This is a genomic window from Dyella sp. SG562 (assembly GCF_011759495.1).
Taxonomy (GTDB): Bacteria; Pseudomonadota; Gammaproteobacteria; order Xanthomonadales; family Rhodanobacteraceae; genus Dyella_D; species Dyella_D marensis.
In genome coordinates this window covers 468749-484396 of record NZ_JAAOYS010000002.1, presented here as the reverse complement: position 1 = coordinate 484396, position 15648 = coordinate 468749, and the positions used below count along the sequence as shown (strand labels likewise).

Genomic DNA, 15648 nt, shown 5'->3' with positions numbered 1-15648 from the left:
GCATGGATTTCAATAGTTTCTCGCCGGCGCTGGTCATCACCATGGTGGTGGCGCTGGCGATGGCGCCGTTCGTCGCGGTGATGGTCACCTCGTTCACCAAGATCGTGGTGGTGCTGAGCCTGCTGCGCAACGCGCTGGGGCTGCAGCAGGTGCCGCCGAACGTGGTGATCAACGGGTTGGCCATCATCCTGTCGATCTACGTGATGAACCCGGTGCTCGGCGACAGCTACCGCGACGTGCAGACGCAGATGAGCACGCAGGCGCCCGGGCCGATGACCATGGAGAAACTCGGCCAGCTGGTGCAATCGGGCAAGGAGCCGCTGCGGCGCTTTTTGATCAAGCACAGCAACGAGAACGAGCGCGGTTTTTTTCTCGCCAGCGCCAAGCGCCTGCTGCCGGCGGACCGCCAGGCCGACCTCACCAACGAGGACTACATGGTGATCGTGCCCGCGTTCACCGTGAGCGAGCTGACCCAGGCGTTCCAGATCGGCTTCCTGATTTTCCTGCCGTTCCTGGTGATCGACCTGGTGGTGTCCAACATCCTGCTGGCGATGGGCATGATGATGCTGTCGCCGACCATGGTGTCGCTGCCGTTCAAGTTATTGCTGTTCGTGCTGCTCAGCGGCTGGGCCAAGCTGATCCACGGCCTGGTGATGACCTACCAATAGGAGGCGGGCATGTACGATCAGGAAATCCAGCTCGCCCGCGAAGCCCTGTGGCTGGTGCTGGTGCTGTCCGCGCCGCCGATCCTGGCCGCCGCCATCGCCGGCCTGCTGGTGGCGTTTCTGCAGGCGGCCACGCAGATCCAGGAACAGACCTTTCCCTACGCGGTGAAATTCGTGGTGGTCGTGGTTGCGCTGCTGGGTACGGCGGCCATGCTCGGCGGCACCCTGTTCAAGTTCGCCGACCGCTTGTTCAGCGGCTTCCCCGGCATGCTGCATTGAGCGCGCGATGACGGGGGACGCGTTTTCCGTTCAATACCTGGGCGACCAGCTCACCGGCGTGGCGCTGACTTTGCCGCGCATCGTCGCGGCCTTCCTGGTGCTGCCGCTGATGACGGCGGAGACGGTACCGTCGCTGGTGCGCAACAGCTTCTACGTAAGCCTGGCCATCCTGGCCTATCCGCTCGCTGCCGCGGCCAGCCCCGGCATGACGGTGATGACCGGCGCCAACTGGATCGGCGTGCTGGGCAAGGAAGTCTTTATCGGGCTGCTGATCGGCTTCTGCTTCGGCATGGTGTTCTGGGCGCTGGGTGCGGCGGGCGCGGTGATCGACACCAAGGCCGGCTCGTCGATGTCGATGGACATGGACCCGATCGCCGGCCAGCAGAGCACGCTCACTAGCGTGTTCCTGATGCAGCTGGCGACCTGGCTGTTCATGACCAGCGGCGCGTTCACCGTGTTCCTGGACCTGCTGATGTCCAGCTATGCGCTGTGGCCGGTGGCGAGCATGCTGCCGCCGCTGAAGGCCGGCGGCATGGAGTTCTTTATCGGCCAGTTCAATTACCTGATGACGGCCGTGCTGGTGCTGTCGGCGCCGGCGCTGGTGGTGATGTCGCTGGTGGATATCGCGCTGGGCCTGGTCAACCGCTATGCGCAGCAGTTGAACGTGTTCGCGCTGGCGATGCCGATCAAGGCGTGGATGTCCACCTGGGTGCTGCTGCTGGCGCTGGGCGCGATGGTGGAAGTGGTGATGCGCAAGCTGTACGAGAACCGCGGGCTGCTGAAGATGCTGCAGTCGATTCTTTAAGCGCTATTTGCCGTCGCGCGAATCGCGGATCGACTCGGCCCAGCGCAGCAGCTCGGCCACGGCTTCGAAGAAATCGGACGGCAGGTATTCGTCCACTTCCACTTTCTCGTACAGGCCGCGCGCCAGGGTGACGTTGCGCATGATCGGCACGCCGGCTTCCTCGGCGGCCTGGCGGATCAGCGCGGCCTCGTGGTCCTCGCCCTTGGCCACGATCACCGGCAGGTCGTCCTCGCCCTGCTGGTAGCGGATGGCGATGGCCAGGTGGGTGGGATTGGTGACCACCACGCTGGCGCTGCGCACGCCGGCCAGGGTGTTCTGCTGCGCCCACTCCTGGTGCAGCTGGCGGCGGCGGCCTTTCACCATCGGGTCGCCTTCGTTGTCCTTGAGCTCCTGCTTGATGTCGCGGCGGCTCATCTTCATTTTCCTGGTGAAGGCGTAGCGCTGGTAGAACGCATCCAGCACCGACACGAAGAAGAAAACGAAGATCACCCCGGTCGCCAGCCGCTTCACCGCCACCCAGTGCGCCTCGCCGAGCATTTCCGGCGGCGCCTGCGGCAGCTGCGCGAACTGGCCGATCAGCGCGAACAGCACCCAGGCGAACAGGCCGATCAGCAGGCCGCTCTTGGCGATGGCCTTGATCACCTCCACCAGGTTCTCCTGCGAGAACAGCCGCTTGATGCCCTCGGCGGGATTCATGCGGCTGGCATCGGGCTTGAGCTTCCTGGGCGCGAACACCGGCCCGACCTGCAGGAATTCCACCATCACGCCCACCGCCACCGCGCCGAGCAGGAAGGGCAAGGTCAACCACAGGAAGGCTTCCAGCGTGGCCAGCCCCACCGTGTGCAGCGCCTGGCCGAATGGCTGATTGAGGCCGGACAGGGTGGTATCGAACAATCCGCTGAGACGAGCGCGGATCAGCGGCATGCCCATCATCACCATCAGCAGCCAGGCCAATACCAGTACGGTGCTGGTCAGCTCGCGGCTCTTGTGGACGTCGCCTTCCTTGCGGGCGTCGCGCAAGCGTTTCGGGGTGGGTTTTTCGGTGCGGTCACCGCTGTCCTTGTTCTGCCCGGCCATGAGTCCGCTCGCGCCTGTGGCGGTCAACCGATGCTACGCCCTGGCGTTGGGCATTCACCGTGACCAGGACGCCAGTGTGGACAGGCCGGCCGCTGCCGACCACCTAGGGATTACCCCAGCTGATTCAGCACCATGCGAGACCTAGACTGATGCCAAGCATCGATTCCACGCCGGGTGCCATGAGCCTTTCCGAACTCCAGCCGCGTCCGCTTGCGTCGTCCCTCGAGGCCGGCGGCCTGCACGCGCTGGCGGGCCAGGCCCTGGCGCAGCGCCTGCCGGCAAGCCACGGCAACCAGCTGCTGGGCCTGGACGTGTGGGCCGGCAGCAGCGCGGCGGAACGCTTGCTGGGCGGCGCCCCGGCCCTGCCCGGCGGCGGTGCGCATCTGGACCAGGTCGTCAGCCACATCCTGGCCCCGCTCGGCTGATCCGGCGCGAGCGCCCGCATGAGCGCCCAGCTGCAACCGCTTGCCGCACCGCTGCTGGAAACCGCGCGGCGGCTGATCGGTGCGCTTCAGCAAGAACCTTCCGTCGAGATGCGCCTGGCGCTGGCCAAGCGCGTGGTGCGCCAGCTCGGCGACGATGCGTATCCGGTGTTCCTCAAGATCCTGCTGATCGTGGCGGAAAGCGAAGACACCGCCGCCAAGCAACTGGTGGCCGACCTGCTCGCCGCCGCCGCGCGCCGCATGGATCTGCCCAGCGGCCCCTTGAGCGCCTGGGGCGGCTCCAGCGGCGAAGGCGCCGGCATGAATGCGCACACGCGCCGCCGCCTGCTCGGTCCGATCGAATATCTCACCGTGTGGCATTGCCAGCAGACCCAGCGCCCGATGCTGGAAGAAGCGCTGTACGCCGATGCGGTGCGCAAGCTGCTGGCGCTGTTCGATCTCAATCCCGAATTGCGCGAGCTGTACGCCGGCAAGCTCGGCTCCGATGCCGGCGGCGAACTGGAAGGCACCTACACGCGCGATACGCGCGACATCCTGAGCCGCATGGCGCAGCGCTGGCGCAAGCCGCAGAGCACACCGGACGAAGTCGTGCGTGCTGCCCTGCGCGGCGATGCGCCGGATACGCCGGTGCCGCCGGGCTGGATCGTGCACCGGCTGTGATCAGGCCTGCGCGGCCGCGGCCTCGCTCACACCCCAATCCGCCGCGGCCAGTTCGAAACGGCGCGCCGCTTTGCCCGCGTATTCGCAAGCGCCGGTTTCGCGGAAGCCCAAGCGTTCCAGTACGCGTGCGACCACTTCGTTTTCCGGATGGTGGTAAGCCGCGAGCGCCGGCAAGCCCAGTACCGCAAAGGCCTGCCGGCACAGCAGCCGGCCGCCCTCGATCGCATACCAGCGCCCCCATGCCTGGGCCGTGAGCCGCGCGCCGATTTCCACTTCGCCGGTGGCCTGCACCGGCATCAGCGAGAACGTGCCGAGAAATTCGCCGCCCGTCGAATCGGCACGCCAGATGCCCAGGCCGCGATGCTTCGCGTAGATCTGGTTGACCCAGGCCACCAGGGCGGCGACGTCGATAAAGCGCGTGGGGCAATCGTCCAGCTGGAACTGGCGCACCTGCGGCTGGGCGTATAGACGGCTAAGCCAGGGAATGTCGCCGTAGCTCAGCTGGCGCAGGCGAATGCGGCGGCTGCGCGCGACTTCCACGCCCGCGGCCGGCGCCATGGGCCGCGCCCTGACCTGCCGTTCCGCCGTATCGCTCATGGCCGTGCCCGAAGTCGATGCTTGCGCGACTCTGACGCGCGGCGGCGGCGCTGGCTAGCTGGGGATTTCCCCAGGCCGCTGCATCACAGCGCGACGAAGCCTTGCGGCGTGAGTCTGACCTCGCGCAAATCGACGCCCATTTTCTGCGCGGTACCGTTGACGCCTTCCTGCAGCCTGGCCAGGCTCATCTGATCGCCCTTGCGCTGCAATGCGCTGCGCGTGGACGAGGCGATCATCGCGAGATAGCCGAAGGTCTCGGCCATTTCCTGCTTCTGCGCATCCGGCATGGCGACGAAGCGCGGATTGCGCGCCAGCGCCTGCTGCATGTTGCGGCGGACGGCATCGATGCCCGCGCGGTTCTGGCCGATGCTGCCGTTGTTCACCACTTCCCACGACAGCACCAGGTAGGCGGTGAATGCGTCAGCCACGTTATGGCTGTCGTAGCCGTACTGCTGCAGCAGCGCATCGAACTTCGCCAGCAGGCCTTCGCGCAGCAGCGCCTGGCGGTAGCTGTCCGGCTGGCGGCCGCCGAATTGGCGGGCGATGCGGTCGAGCACCGACCTGCTCACGACCGCCGAGGGCCGGAATTGCAGGGCGGCGAGATTCGCGGCGCCGCCCTGGCTGGATGCGCCGCCGCGATGCGCCGCCTGACCCTGCTTCAGGATCACGTCGCCCATCACGTTGGAGCCGATCACTGCATTGTTGAGCACCATGCCCTGGCCCATGCCCACCGTGGCGCCGGCGTCGTACTGCGCGTGCGCGGTGCACGCCAGCAGCAACAGCAGCAGCGCGAGCGGGGAACGTTTCATGGGCATGGCTCCAGAAAAACAACGCGGGGGCATGGTAGCCCCCGCGTGTGAACAACCGGTGCAGCCGTTCGATCAGTTCTTGCGCGCCAGCGTGGTCAGGCCGTCGCCGATGGTCTTGATCGAGTTGCTGAAGGAGTTGGACAGGATGCCGAACATCTGCGACTGCGCGGAGAACTCGGCGTTGAGCTGCTGGAATACCTGCGCATCGTCCTTGCCGGTGTGCTGCGACATCTGGTTGGTCAGGTCCACCAGGTGCTGCGCCTGCTGGCCGAGCATCTTGCCCATCGCCTTGGCGATCGCCACCAGCCAGCTTTCGCCGAGGCCGTCGGAGTCCTTGTCGGAACCGCCCTTCAGCGCGCGCATCAGCGACTCGTTGTTGATGATGCTGTTGATGTCCTTGGTCATCGCGTCCTGCAGGTCGCTGCGGAAGCGGTCGGCGTCGCCGGTGTAGGCGCCGTTCGGGCCCTGGTGGTTGGCGGCGGCGATCACGTCACTGGTGGCCTGCGGCAGCGCGCTGTCGTTCCAGCCGCTGAGCGACGCGGTGTCGCCAGTGAACGAGGCATTGAAGGCGTCGCTGGCGAGGGTGCCGCTGGGGCCGAACTGCTGCGTGATGGCGTTGGTGAAGGCCTCATGGGCGATCTGGCGCACCGCCGAGTTGAACACCAGCGAGGAACCGCCGCTGAGCGAGGTGGCCGTGGCGTCCAGGACGGGGTTGGCGATCGAGTTGAAGCTGATTCCGTGCGACATGGCGATTCCTCTGCATCTAGGGGGAAGGATTGGATGGCCGCTCCGCCGCGCCTTGCCGGCGCCGATGGCCTCGCCCCGTGCAGACCGCCTCCGGGCCGTAGGCGAAGTATCCGCAGGCACCGGACAGCGACCAGCTAGGTCGAACCCTAGATAGGGATATCCCCATGAGTGCAGCGCCCAAGGAATCGCAGGCACAAAAAAACCGCGCCTGGCGCGGTTTCCTGACCGTTCGCCGCTGTCGGCGAAGGAATGAATGGTGGCTAGAGGCGGGATCGAACCGCCGACCTCAGCATTATGAGTGCCGCGCTCTAACCATCTGAGCTACCTAGCCACGGTAAGGTCTTTCGCCCGGCGGGCGCGGAAGCACCGGGGCGAGGGCGCGGAAGTTTAGTCGGCCTTAGCCATGGGTTCAAGTCTCCGGTTCAGGCGTCGCTTGCCGGTGCTTCCGGGGCTGTGGTTGAATCGGTCGCGGGAACAAGGTGTTGCCGGCATCAAGGCAAGCGCCTGACCTAGGAGAAGACATGATCGACGTCGATGGCTACCGTCCGAATGTGGGCATCGTGCTGCTGAATACAGACGGCCGCCTGTTCTGGGCGCGCCGCGTCAATCGTGATGGCTGGCAGTTCCCCCAGGGCGGCATGCGCAGCGACGAGACCCCGCTGGAAGCCATGTACCGCGAGCTGGCCGAGGAAACCGGCCTGAACCCCGCCGACGTCGAAGTGATCGGCGCGACCCGCGGCTGGCTGCGCTACAAGCTGCCCAACCGCTATATCCGCCACCACCAGCGCCCCATGTGCATCGGCCAGAAGCAGGTGTGGTTCCTGCTGCGCCTGGTCGGCAGCGAAGAGGCCTTCTGTCTCGATGGCTGTGAGAAACCCGAGTTCGACCACTGGCGCTGGGTGGATTTCTGGTATCCGGCCAACCACGTGGTGAACTTCAAGCGCCAGGTCTACGAGCGGGCGCTGCGCCAGTTCGCGCCCATGGTCGAGACCCTGCTGAGCATCCAGCTCGGCAACCTGCCCCGGCAGGAAGAGGCCGAGCGGCCGGGCGGCGGTCCGGGCTGCCAAGCTGCCTGAATGCCTGGCCCGGGCATCCGGGCACGTAAGTTGACAATCATTCGCATTTGCGTTCCCATACGCCACATGTACATCTGCATGTGCAACGCCGTTACTGACCATGACATCCGCCGCGCCGCGGCCGATGGCGTGCATACCTTTGCCGAGCTGCAGGCCCGCACCGGCTGCTCGGATTGCTGCGGCTGCTGCGAGCAGGAAGCGCGCGCCACGCTCGGCAAGGCGGTGGAGCAGGTGCTGCTCCAGCTGCCCATCGTCACCGCTTAATACCGTCCCCACGGCTATGTTGGCGCCCGCGGTTCGCCGCGGGCGCTTTCGTGTGAGCGAAGCATTCCTATTTGCGTTCCATCATGGCGCGGCACGGACCCGTATAGTCGCCAGCTGCAGCGATCAGGAGACAACACCATGAAGGGCGACACCAAGGTCATCGAGTTCCTCAACAAGGTGCTCTACAACGAGCTCACCGCGATCAACCAGTACTTCCTGCATTACCGCATGTTCAAGGACTGGGGCTACGGCGAACTCGCCGAGCACGAGTACAAGGAATCGATCGAGGAAATGAAGCACGCCGACCACCTGATCGAGCGCATCCTGTTCCTCGAAGGCCTGCCCAACCTGCAGCACCTGGGCAAGCTGCGCATCGGCGAGAACGTGCTCGAATGCATCCAGGGCGACCTGGACCTGGAAATGGCCGCGGTGAAGGACCTGCGCGAAGCCATCGCCTACAGCGAAGGCATCGCCGACTACGTCAGCCGCGACATGTTCAAGGGCATCCTGCACGACGAGGAAGAACACATCGACTGGCTGGAAACCCAGCAGAGCCTGATCAAGGACATCGGCGCGGAGCGCTACCTGCAGAGCAAGATGTCCAGCTGATCCGTCACGATCCGGACATAAACGTCCCGGAATTATCGCGAAATGCAGGGAATGGCCGCCGAAGCGTGCGGCCGTTCCTTGACGCTCTTGTCACGCCGCGGCTATACCGTGTTTTTTCCCGGGAAGGCCCCGCATGGCTTCACGTCCACCACCGCGCTTCGTCGTGCGACCGCACGATATGGCCGGCCAGCGCCGCCGCTGGATCTGGCTGGGCGTGGCGTGGTTCGCCAGCGTGCTGCTGGTGGCCCTGGTCACCGGCCTGCTGGTCGGGCATGGCACGCCCGCGGCCAGCGAGCACCGCCAGGTGCAGGCGCTGAGCCGGGAGAACGACGACCTCAAGCAGCAGGTCACCAACCAGCTGCGCGCCGCCCAGGTCAACGACATCGCCAACCGCTCGCTGCGCACCACGCTGGCCGAGCGCGAAGAGGAAATCAGCGGCCTGCGCGCCGACCTCGACTTCTACGGCCGCCTGGTCGGCGGCGACGCCCAGCGCGGCGGCCTGCGCATCCAGAGCGTGCGGGTGCAGCCGATCGAAGGCACCCAGGGCTGGAACCTCACCGTCTCGCTCACCCAGAACGCCAAGCGTGGCGAAGACACCAGCGGCACCGCCACGCTCAGCGTGGAAGGCCTGCGCGGCGACAAGGTGGTGCGGCTGGACTGGGCCGCGCTCGGCGACACCGCGCAGAAGGATGGCCTGCCGTTTCGCCTCAAGTATTTCCAGGAACTGCACGCCACCATCGTGCTGCCGGCGGATTTCCGCCCCAATCGCGTGTACGTCAGCGCGCAGCCCGCGGGCGACGATGCGGTCAGCCGCACGGTCGCCTGGACCGATGCCGTCGGCGGCACTCTCACCAAACCAGGGGATTCCCATGCTCAACCGTAAGCAGCGCACCGAGCGCACCAGCAGCAGCACCTCCCACGACACCAGCCTGATCGCCCGCGGCACGGTGATCCAGGGCGACCTGCGCTTCAATGGCGCGCTGCACCTGGACGGCCGCATCGAAGGCGCCGTGCTGGGCGAAGGCCCGGATGCCGTGTTCACCTTGAGCGAATCGGGCCAGGTGCACGGCGACATCCGCGTGCCCCACGCCATCATCAACGGCCAGGTGCAGGGCGACATCCACATCGAGGAGCGCCTGGAACTGGCGCCGCAGGCGCGCATCCACGGCGACGTGCACTACAAGACCCTGGAAATGGCCGCCGGCGCCCAGGTCAACGGCCGCATGTCGCACCGCACCGGCGAGGCCCCGCGCGAGCTGCCGTCGCCGGAAGAACTGGGCGAACCCGTTCCCGCCTGAGGCCGGCCCGAAACGCGGTATCCTTGCGCATCGCCCGCCGCAGCCCCATGTGATCGCGATGGATACCGTCGTTCCCTTCCCCACCGTTCCCGACTACCGCAGCGCCGGCGCACCGCTGGTGTTCACCGAGGCCGCCGCGCACAAGGTGCGCGAGCTGATCCAGGAAGAAGGCAATCCTTCGCTGAAGCTGCGCGTCTACATCACCGGCGGCGGCTGCTCGGGCTTCCAGTACGGCTTCACCTTCGACGAGGCCCAGGCCGAGGACGACTTCGCGCTGGAGCGCGAGGGGGTCACCCTGCTGGTGGATCCGCTCTCGCTGCAATATCTCACCGGCGCCGAGATCGACTACGCGGAAAACCTCAGCGGCTCGCAGTTCGTGATCCGCAATCCCAACGCCAAGACCACCTGCGGCTGCGGCTCCTCCTTCTCCGCCTAAAGGCCTCCCGGGCATGGACAGCAAGACCTTGCCGCGGCCCAACACCTTCGCCGGCCTCAGCCTGATCCTGGACCGCGTCGCCGAGCGGCGCGAGGAACTGGCCTGGGTGGCCGAACAGGGCGCCTCGCCCGAAGCGCGCTACCTGCTGCTGGACGGCCTGGGCGAAACCTATCTGCGCAAGGACGGCGAAACGCTGCGCTGGCTCGACGCCGCCGAGCGCGCCAGCCTGCTCGGCGATATCGACGCCAGCCTGCTCGGCTTCGCCGACGACCGTCCGCACTTCCTGCTGGCACTGGACGACGCCGAACGCGCCGCCGCGCTGGAAATCCCGCTCGACGCCCGCCGCGCCAACCTGCGCGATGCCGGCCTGCGCCTGCCCGCCGACGAGGCCGGCCTGTTCGCCTACGCCAAGGGCCTGGCGCACTGGCAGCGCGAGACGCGCTACTGCGCGCGCTGCGGCGCGCCGCTGGTGCTGGTCGCTTCCGGCCATCGCGCGCAATGCACCAACGCCGACTGCGGCCGCCTGCATTTCCCGCGCACCGACGCGGCGATCATCGTGCTGGTGGAACACGAAGGCGCCTGCCTGCTCGGCCGCCAGGCCGGCTGGCCGCCGGGGCGCTATTCCACCCTGGCCGGCTTCGTCGAACCCGGCGAGGCGCTGGAAGACGCGGTGCGCCGCGAAGTCGCCGAGGAATCCGGCGTGGTGGTGGGCGAGGTGCATTACCACTCCTCGCAGCCGTGGCCGCTGCCGGCCTCGCTGATGGTCGGCTTCATGGCCAAGGCAGTGTCGCCGGCGATCCGCCTGCGCGACGACGAACTCGAAGACGCCCTCTGGTTCACCCCGCGGCAGATCGTGGACGGCCTCAACGACGGCAGCTTCCTGCCGTCGCCGCGCCTGTCGGTGTCGTACCACCTGCTCGCGCATTGGCTGCAGTGGCGCGCGGGGCTGGACCTCGACACGCTGGTCGAACAGGCGCACGCGGCGCGGACCACGCCGGCGCGCTGAAGCCGCGCATCACCAACGACGTATAAAGAAAGGCCTGCCCGCCAGGCGCACGGCTGTCGCACGCTCCTCGCTACAATGCGGCCAACGCAAGGGAGTCCCACCGATGGCCGTCAGCCTGCTCACCGCTCTTATCGCCCTCGGCCTGCTGCATCTGCAGCCGGCGCTCGCGCACTGGCGCGGCGACGGCGGCTTCCGGCGCTGGGTGGCGCAGCTGGGCGACGCCAGCGGCGCCGGCCGCACGGTGATCGCGCTGGCCGTGCCGGTGGTGCTGTGCCTGCTGGCGATCTGGCTGATCAGCCTGCTGCCGATGCGCGACCTGGTGCTGCTGGTGTTCTCGCTCGCGGTGCTGCTGTACTGCTTCGGGCCGCATGCTTACGAAGCGGATCTGGAAGCGATCCTCAAGGCGCCGGACGGCGTCAGCCGCCAGGCCGCCGTGCAGGCGCTGTCGGACGAGGGCGAACCGATCGCCTGGAACGCCGTCGCCGTCGGCGAAGCCGTCGCCTACGCCGCGCTGCGCCGCCGCTTCGGCGTGCTGTTCTGGTTCTTCGTGCTCGGCCCGGCCGGCGCGCTGCTGTACCGGCTGGCGCAGACGCTGCGCAGCGACGCCACCCTGCGCCTGGACACCGACGCGCAATCGATGGCCCGCCGCATCGCCCACGGCCTGGACTGGGTGCCCGCGCAGCTGATGGTGTTCACCCTGGCCCTGGTCGGCCACTGGGACGCGGTGATCGGCGCCTGGCGCCAGTGGCACCAGCAGGCCATTCCCGGCAGCTGGCTGCGCGAAGGCCCCGGCTTTCTGGGCGCCGCCGCGCGTGCCGATATCGAGGTGGATATCGAAGCCGGCGACGGCTATGCCGAGGAACGCATCGACGTGCTCGGTGAACTGCGCCGCCTGCGCGGCGCGCTGCTGCGCGCGCTGCTGGCGTGGATGAGCGTGGTGGCGCTGATCGTGCTGGCCGGCTGGCTGCACTGAGCCGCCGGCTCGCGCTTCAGGCCTTGTCGCCGCGCAGTTCGCGCACCCGCGCTTCCAGAACCGACAGCTGCGCCTCGGCGGGCGCAAGCGGTTCGCCGATCACCAGCTCCACCCGTGCACGGAAACGCCGCGGCAGCCGCGCGCGCCGCAGCATGTTGTCGCGCCGGCTCCACACGCTGCCCCACAGTCCGCGCAGCGCCATCGGCACCACCGGCACCGGACGCTGCTGCAGGATGTGCGCGACGCCGGGACGGAACGTCGCCACCTCGCCGTCCTTGGTCAGCCCGCCCTCCGGAAAGATGCACACCACTTCGCCGTCGGCGAGCGCCGCATCCACTTCCTCGTACGCCTTGCGCAGCACCTCGGGGTCTTCCTTCTGCCCCGCGATCGGAATCGCCTTCGCCGTGCGGAACACGAAGTTGAGCAGCGGGATGTTGAAGATCTTGTAGTACATGACGAAGCGCGCCGGCCGGCGCAGGTTCGCCATCAGCAGCAGCGGGTCCATGAAGCTCACGTGGTTGCACACCAGCAGCACCGGGCCTTCTTCCGGAATGTGCTGCGTGCCGTCCACGCGCACCCGGTACAGCGTGTTCACCAGCACCCAGGTGATGAACCGCATCAGGAACTCGGGCACCAGGGTGAAGATGTACATCGCCACCGCGATGTTCAACAGCGCCGTCGCCAGGAAGATCTGCGCCGGCGTCAGCCCCGCCGCGCCCAACCCCAGGCCGAAGCCGGAAGCGACGCAGATCCACAGCGCATTGAGAATGTTGTTGCCCGCGATGATGCGCGACAGCTGCTCGCGCGGCGCGCGGCTCTGCACGAAGGCGAACAGCGGCACCACGTAGAAGCCGGCGAACATGCCCACCAGGGTGAGGTCCAGCGCGATGCGCCAGCTGCCGGGCGAATGCAGGAAGGCCGTCCAGTCCAGCCCATGCATCGGCGCCAGGCCGGAGCGCGCGAAGTACAGGTCCACGCCGAACACGGTCAGGCCGAATGCGCCCAGCGGCACCAGGCCCACTTCCACGCGGCGCCCGGACATGCGCTCGCACAGCAGCGAACCGATGCCCGTGCCGATCGAGAACAGCGTCAGCACCAGCGTGTTCACCGAGCCGTCGCCGCCCAGGTTCAACCGCGTGTAGTTCGGCAGCTGCGAGATCAGCACGGTGCCGAAGAACCAGAACCAGGAAATGCCCAGCACCGCGTTGAACACCGCGCGGTCGGCACGGGTCAGCTTCAGCACCTTCACCGTCTCGGTGTACGGATTCCAGCTGAAACGCAGGTCCGGCGCGGTGGCCGGCGCCGACGGAATCTGCCGCGAGGCGAAGTAGCCGATGCATGCCACCAGGATGGTCAGCGATGAAGCCGCCACCGGCCCGAAGCCCACGATCAGCATCAGCGCATTGCCGGCGATCATGCCGACCAGCATCGCCAGCTGCGTGCCCATTTCCACCAGGCCGTTGCCGCCGACCAGCTCCTGCGGCTTGAGCGCCTGCGGCAGGATCGCGTACTTGATCGGCCCGAACACGGTCGAGTGCAGCCCCATCAGGAACAGCACCACCAGCAGCAGCGACACGTGATGCGTATAGAAGCCGATCGCCGCCAGCAGCATCGCGCCGATCTCGAACAGCTTGACGAAGCGGATGATGCGCGTCTTCTCGTACTTCTCCGCCAGCTGCCCCGCCGTGGCCGAGAACAGGAAGTACGGCAGGATGAACAGCGCCGGCGCCAGACTGGTGTAAAGCGACACCGTGCGGTCGTCCAGCCCCATCTGGAACGCCACCAGCATGACCATGGCATTGCGGAACGCGTTGTCGTTGAACGCGCCCAGCGCCTGGGTCCAGAAGAACGGCGCGAAGCGGCGGCTGCCCAGCAGGGAAAACTGGCTCATGCAGGTCCTTGGCGTCAGAGCGACGGCATAGCCTACCGGCTCCCCTCCCCTCCGGGGAGAGGGCTGGGCGGGGGACAAAGCTTGCCTCACCACTCCATCCTCGTCATTCCGGAGGAAGCTGGAATCCGTCGCCAGGATGTCTCGCCTTTGGCGAGTGTTTCGCCCCGCTGCCGCGGGGCGAGTTACTTCTTCTTTGCGTGCACAAAGAAGAAGTAACCAAGAAGAAAGTGCACCCTGCTTGGCGCCCTCCGCAGCTAAAGCTGCTCCGGGTCCGTGAGGGCTGGCCGGGCTTTTTGATCGGGCATCCTGCCCGAGTCAAAAAGGCGAGGACGTCCTGTCCTCGCCCCCTGCGGGGCCTTTTCGTCCAGCCCTCACCGCCGGCGCCAAGGGGACCCGGTAGATCAAGAGCAGAAGCGCACAAGCGGAACGCCGCGGCTGCGCCGCATGCTCCTGGTTCGATTTTCGCCTCGGCCTACATCTCCCTCTCCCCACCGGGGAGAGGGTCGGGGTGAGGGGCCGGGCGGAGCGGTGAGCTAAGGGTCGGAGAAACCTGAGAGCTCTTCTTCACTCCGCAGAAATGTTGTCGCAAAAGCGGCGTAGGTTGGGGTGAGCCAAAGGCGAACCCCAACGGTTCGATGAGCCTGGCCATGTTGGGGTTCGCCTTTGGCTCACCCCAACCTACGCGCTCAGCGGTGCAGCGCGCGGTGCGCGATGTCGCGCCGGCAGAACGCGCCGTCGAAATGCACCTTCGACACCGCCGCATAGGCCTGCTCGCGCGCCGCCGCGATGTCCTTGCCCAGCGCGCATACCGTCAGCACGCGGCCGCCGGCCGTCACCGGCTGGCCTTGCGCATCGAGCTTCGTGCCTGCGTGGAAAACCTTGGCGTCCGGACCGGACACGGCATCCAGCCCGGTGATCGCATCGCCGCTGCGCACCTTGCCCGGATAGCCGCCCGCGGCCATCACCACGCCGATCGAAGGGCGCGGGTCCCAATGCGCGGTGGTGTGGCGCAGCTCGCCGTCCAGCGCGGCTTCGATCAGCTCGACCAGGTCGGACTTCAGCCGCAGCATGATCGGCTGCGTTTCCGGGTCGCCGAAGCGCACGTTGAATTCGATCACCTTCGGCGCGCCGCTCTGGTCGATCATCAGGCCGGCATAGAGGAAGCCGATGAACGGCGCGCCCTCGGCGGCCATGCCGTGCAGGGTCGGCTCGATCACTTCCTTGAGGATGCGGCGCTCCACCTCCGGCGTCACCACCGGCGCGGGCGAGTACGCGCCCATGCCGCCGGTGTTGGGGCCGAGGTCGCCCTCGTCGCGGCGCTTGTGGTCCTGGCTGCTGGCCATGGGCAGGGCGTGGCTGCCGTCGCTCATCACGATGTAGCTGGCTTCCTCGCCGTCGAGGAATTCCTCGATCACCACGCGCGCCGAAGCATCGCCGAAGCTGTGCGCGCCGAGCATGTCGTGCAGCGCGAGTTCGGCGTCGGCCAGCGTGAGCGCCACCACTACGCCCTTGCCGGCGGCCAGGCCGTCGGCCTTGATCACGATCGGCGCGCCGTGCTTGCGCACATAGGCCAGCGCCGGTTCCAGCTGGGTGAACACCGCGTAGCGCGCGGTGGGGATGTTGTGACGGAGCAGGAAATCCTTGGCGAAGGCCTTGGAGCCTTCCAGCTGCGCGGCGACCGCGCGCGGCCCGAAGATGCGCAGGCCGGCGGCGCGGAACTTGTCGACCACGCCGGCCACCAGCGGCACTTCGGGGCCGACCACGGTCAGCTCGACTTTCTCCTCGCGCGCCAGCTTGAGCAGGCCGTCCAGGTCGGTCACCGCCACGTCCGCGTTGCGCAGGCCGCGCTCGCGCGCCGTGCCGGCGTTGCCGGGCGCGACGATCACCTCGCTCACGCGCGGCGACTGCTTGAGCTTCCACGCCAGCGCGTGTTCGCGACCGCCGTTGCCGATGACCAGAACTTTCATGCCTTGCTCCACTACGAAGGGATGCGCCTGCACGGCGCAGCGCGAC

At 67.3% G+C, this 15648-nt stretch carries 19 protein-coding genes and 1 tRNA gene; 13 read left to right on the top strand and 7 right to left on the bottom strand.

From position 1 onward, the window contains the following. The first annotated feature begins 2 nt into the window (after nt 1-2). Genes sctR through sctT form a run of 3 tightly spaced genes read left to right on the top strand, consistent with a single transcriptional unit; the run spans nt 3 to nt 1749 of the window. The gene (gene sctR, locus FHW84_RS05600) at nt 3-668 is read left to right on the top strand and encodes a type III secretion system export apparatus subunit SctR (protein ID WP_167253246.1); all 666 of its coding nucleotides are present in this window, start codon (nt 3-5) and stop codon (nt 666-668) included. A gap of 9 nt (nt 669-677) precedes the next feature. After that, entirely contained in the window at nt 678-944 is a 267-nt protein-coding gene (gene sctS, locus FHW84_RS05595) for a type III secretion system export apparatus subunit SctS (RefSeq protein ID WP_167253244.1), read from the top strand. Nucleotides 945-951: 7 nt separating this feature from the next. Beyond that, complete coding sequence (sctT, locus tag FHW84_RS05590) at nt 952-1749, top strand: type III secretion system export apparatus subunit SctT (protein WP_167253243.1); 798 nt, start codon at nt 952-954, stop codon at nt 1747-1749. Nucleotides 1750-1752: 3 nt separating this feature from the next. Here sctT and sctU read toward each other — a convergent pair whose 3' ends face one another. Then, nucleotides 1753-2826: a type III secretion system export apparatus subunit SctU gene (gene sctU / locus FHW84_RS05585; protein WP_167253241.1), complete on the bottom strand. Its 1074-nt coding sequence runs from the start codon at nt 2824-2826 to the stop codon at nt 1753-1755. 179 nt (nt 2827-3005) lie between these two features. Between sctU and FHW84_RS05580 the strand changes: the two genes are divergently transcribed. Beyond that, complete coding sequence (locus FHW84_RS05580) at nt 3006-3251, top strand: hypothetical protein (protein ID WP_167253239.1); 246 nt, start codon at nt 3006-3008, stop codon at nt 3249-3251. Between the two features lie 18 nt (nt 3252-3269). Continuing rightward, nucleotides 3270-3929 carry a hypothetical protein gene (locus FHW84_RS05575; RefSeq protein ID WP_167253237.1) on the top strand — a complete coding sequence of 220 codons (660 nt, stop codon included), beginning with the start codon at nt 3270-3272 and terminating at the stop codon, nt 3927-3929. Here FHW84_RS05575 and FHW84_RS05570 read toward each other — a convergent pair whose 3' ends face one another. From FHW84_RS05570 to FHW84_RS05555, 4 genes are all read right to left on the bottom strand, one after another. After that, nucleotides 3930-4526 carry a GNAT family N-acetyltransferase gene (locus FHW84_RS05570; RefSeq protein ID WP_167253235.1) on the bottom strand — a complete coding sequence of 199 codons (597 nt, stop codon included), beginning with the start codon at nt 4524-4526 and terminating at the stop codon, nt 3930-3932. Between the two features lie 83 nt (nt 4527-4609). Beyond that, a complete protein-coding gene (locus FHW84_RS05565; RefSeq protein ID WP_167253233.1) occupies nt 4610-5335 on the bottom strand; it encodes a DUF6683 family protein in 726 nt (241 codons plus the stop codon). A gap of 72 nt (nt 5336-5407) precedes the next feature. Continuing rightward, on the bottom strand, nt 5408-6082 hold the full coding sequence (locus FHW84_RS05560; protein ID WP_167253231.1) for a hypothetical protein: 675 nt from the start codon (nt 6080-6082) through the stop codon (nt 5408-5410). A 254-nt stretch (nt 6083-6336) separates the two neighbouring features. Continuing rightward, a tRNA-Met gene (locus FHW84_RS05555) sits at nt 6337-6413 on the bottom strand. 190 nt (nt 6414-6603) lie between these two features. Here FHW84_RS05555 and FHW84_RS05550 point away from each other — a divergent pair. From FHW84_RS05550 to ampE, 8 genes are all read left to right on the top strand, one after another. Beyond that, entirely contained in the window at nt 6604-7158 is a 555-nt protein-coding gene (locus FHW84_RS05550; RefSeq protein WP_167253229.1) for an RNA pyrophosphohydrolase, read from the top strand. Nucleotides 7159-7224: 66 nt separating this feature from the next. Continuing rightward, entirely contained in the window at nt 7225-7422 is a 198-nt protein-coding gene (locus FHW84_RS05545; protein ID WP_167253227.1) for a (2Fe-2S)-binding protein, read from the top strand. A gap of 138 nt (nt 7423-7560) precedes the next feature. Further along, a complete protein-coding gene (gene bfr / locus FHW84_RS05540; protein ID WP_167253226.1) occupies nt 7561-8031 on the top strand; it encodes a bacterioferritin in 471 nt (156 codons plus the stop codon). Nucleotides 8032-8164: 133 nt separating this feature from the next. Continuing rightward, nucleotides 8165-8914 (top strand): DUF6776 family protein, encoded by a 750-nt coding sequence (locus FHW84_RS05535; protein WP_167253224.1) that lies wholly within the window; start codon nt 8165-8167, stop codon nt 8912-8914. Next, complete coding sequence (locus FHW84_RS05530; RefSeq protein WP_167253222.1) at nt 8901-9329, top strand: polymer-forming cytoskeletal protein; 429 nt, start codon at nt 8901-8903, stop codon at nt 9327-9329. The genes FHW84_RS05535 and FHW84_RS05530 overlap by 14 nt, the downstream gene beginning before the upstream one ends. A gap of 58 nt (nt 9330-9387) precedes the next feature. Further along, nucleotides 9388-9765 carry an iron-sulfur cluster insertion protein ErpA gene (gene erpA, locus FHW84_RS05525; RefSeq protein WP_167253220.1) on the top strand — a complete coding sequence of 126 codons (378 nt, stop codon included), beginning with the start codon at nt 9388-9390 and terminating at the stop codon, nt 9763-9765. Between the two features lie 13 nt (nt 9766-9778). Beyond that, nucleotides 9779-10771 carry an NAD(+) diphosphatase gene (nudC, locus tag FHW84_RS05520; protein ID WP_167253218.1) on the top strand — a complete coding sequence of 331 codons (993 nt, stop codon included), beginning with the start codon at nt 9779-9781 and terminating at the stop codon, nt 10769-10771. Nucleotides 10772-10874: 103 nt separating this feature from the next. Then, entirely contained in the window at nt 10875-11744 is an 870-nt protein-coding gene (gene ampE / locus FHW84_RS05515) for a regulatory signaling modulator protein AmpE (RefSeq protein ID WP_167253216.1), read from the top strand. 16 nt (nt 11745-11760) lie between these two features. Here the strand turns inward: ampE and FHW84_RS05510 are convergent, their stop codons facing one another. Both FHW84_RS05510 and purD read right to left on the bottom strand, forming a co-directional pair. Next, complete coding sequence (locus tag FHW84_RS05510; protein ID WP_167253214.1) at nt 11761-13635, bottom strand: MFS transporter; 1875 nt, start codon at nt 13633-13635, stop codon at nt 11761-11763. 686 nt (nt 13636-14321) lie between these two features. After that, nucleotides 14322-15602 (bottom strand): phosphoribosylamine--glycine ligase, encoded by a 1281-nt coding sequence (gene purD / locus FHW84_RS05505; protein WP_167253212.1) that lies wholly within the window; start codon nt 15600-15602, stop codon nt 14322-14324. Nucleotides 15603-15648: the final 46 nt, after the last annotated feature.

Coding starts and splice junctions, on each gene's coding strand:
- sctR (WP_167253246.1), top strand. CDS start 3: ATGGATTTCAATAGTTTCTCGCCGGCGCTGGTCATCACCATGGTGGTG.
- sctS (WP_167253244.1), top strand. CDS start 678: ATGTACGATCAGGAAATCCAGCTCGCCCGCGAAGCCCTGTGGCTGGTG.
- sctT (WP_167253243.1), top strand. CDS start 952: ATGACGGGGGACGCGTTTTCCGTTCAATACCTGGGCGACCAGCTCACC.
- sctU (WP_167253241.1), bottom strand. CDS start 2,826: ATGGCCGGGCAGAACAAGGACAGCGGTGACCGCACCGAAAAACCCACC.
- FHW84_RS05580 (WP_167253239.1), top strand. CDS start 3,006: ATGAGCCTTTCCGAACTCCAGCCGCGTCCGCTTGCGTCGTCCCTCGAG.
- FHW84_RS05575 (WP_167253237.1), top strand. CDS start 3,270: ATGAGCGCCCAGCTGCAACCGCTTGCCGCACCGCTGCTGGAAACCGCG.
- FHW84_RS05570 (WP_167253235.1), bottom strand. CDS start 4,526: ATGAGCGATACGGCGGAACGGCAGGTCAGGGCGCGGCCCATGGCGCCG.
- FHW84_RS05565 (WP_167253233.1), bottom strand. CDS start 5,335: ATGAAACGTTCCCCGCTCGCGCTGCTGCTGTTGCTGCTGGCGTGCACC.
- FHW84_RS05560 (WP_167253231.1), bottom strand. CDS start 6,082: ATGTCGCACGGAATCAGCTTCAACTCGATCGCCAACCCCGTCCTGGAC.
- FHW84_RS05550 (WP_167253229.1), top strand. CDS start 6,604: ATGATCGACGTCGATGGCTACCGTCCGAATGTGGGCATCGTGCTGCTG.
- FHW84_RS05545 (WP_167253227.1), top strand. CDS start 7,225: ATGTACATCTGCATGTGCAACGCCGTTACTGACCATGACATCCGCCGC.
- bfr (WP_167253226.1), top strand. CDS start 7,561: ATGAAGGGCGACACCAAGGTCATCGAGTTCCTCAACAAGGTGCTCTAC.
- FHW84_RS05535 (WP_167253224.1), top strand. CDS start 8,165: ATGGCTTCACGTCCACCACCGCGCTTCGTCGTGCGACCGCACGATATG.
- FHW84_RS05530 (WP_167253222.1), top strand. CDS start 8,901: ATGCTCAACCGTAAGCAGCGCACCGAGCGCACCAGCAGCAGCACCTCC.
- erpA (WP_167253220.1), top strand. CDS start 9,388: ATGGATACCGTCGTTCCCTTCCCCACCGTTCCCGACTACCGCAGCGCC.
- nudC (WP_167253218.1), top strand. CDS start 9,779: ATGGACAGCAAGACCTTGCCGCGGCCCAACACCTTCGCCGGCCTCAGC.
- ampE (WP_167253216.1), top strand. CDS start 10,875: ATGGCCGTCAGCCTGCTCACCGCTCTTATCGCCCTCGGCCTGCTGCAT.
- FHW84_RS05510 (WP_167253214.1), bottom strand. CDS start 13,635: ATGAGCCAGTTTTCCCTGCTGGGCAGCCGCCGCTTCGCGCCGTTCTTC.
- purD (WP_167253212.1), bottom strand. CDS start 15,602: ATGAAAGTTCTGGTCATCGGCAACGGCGGTCGCGAACACGCGCTGGCG.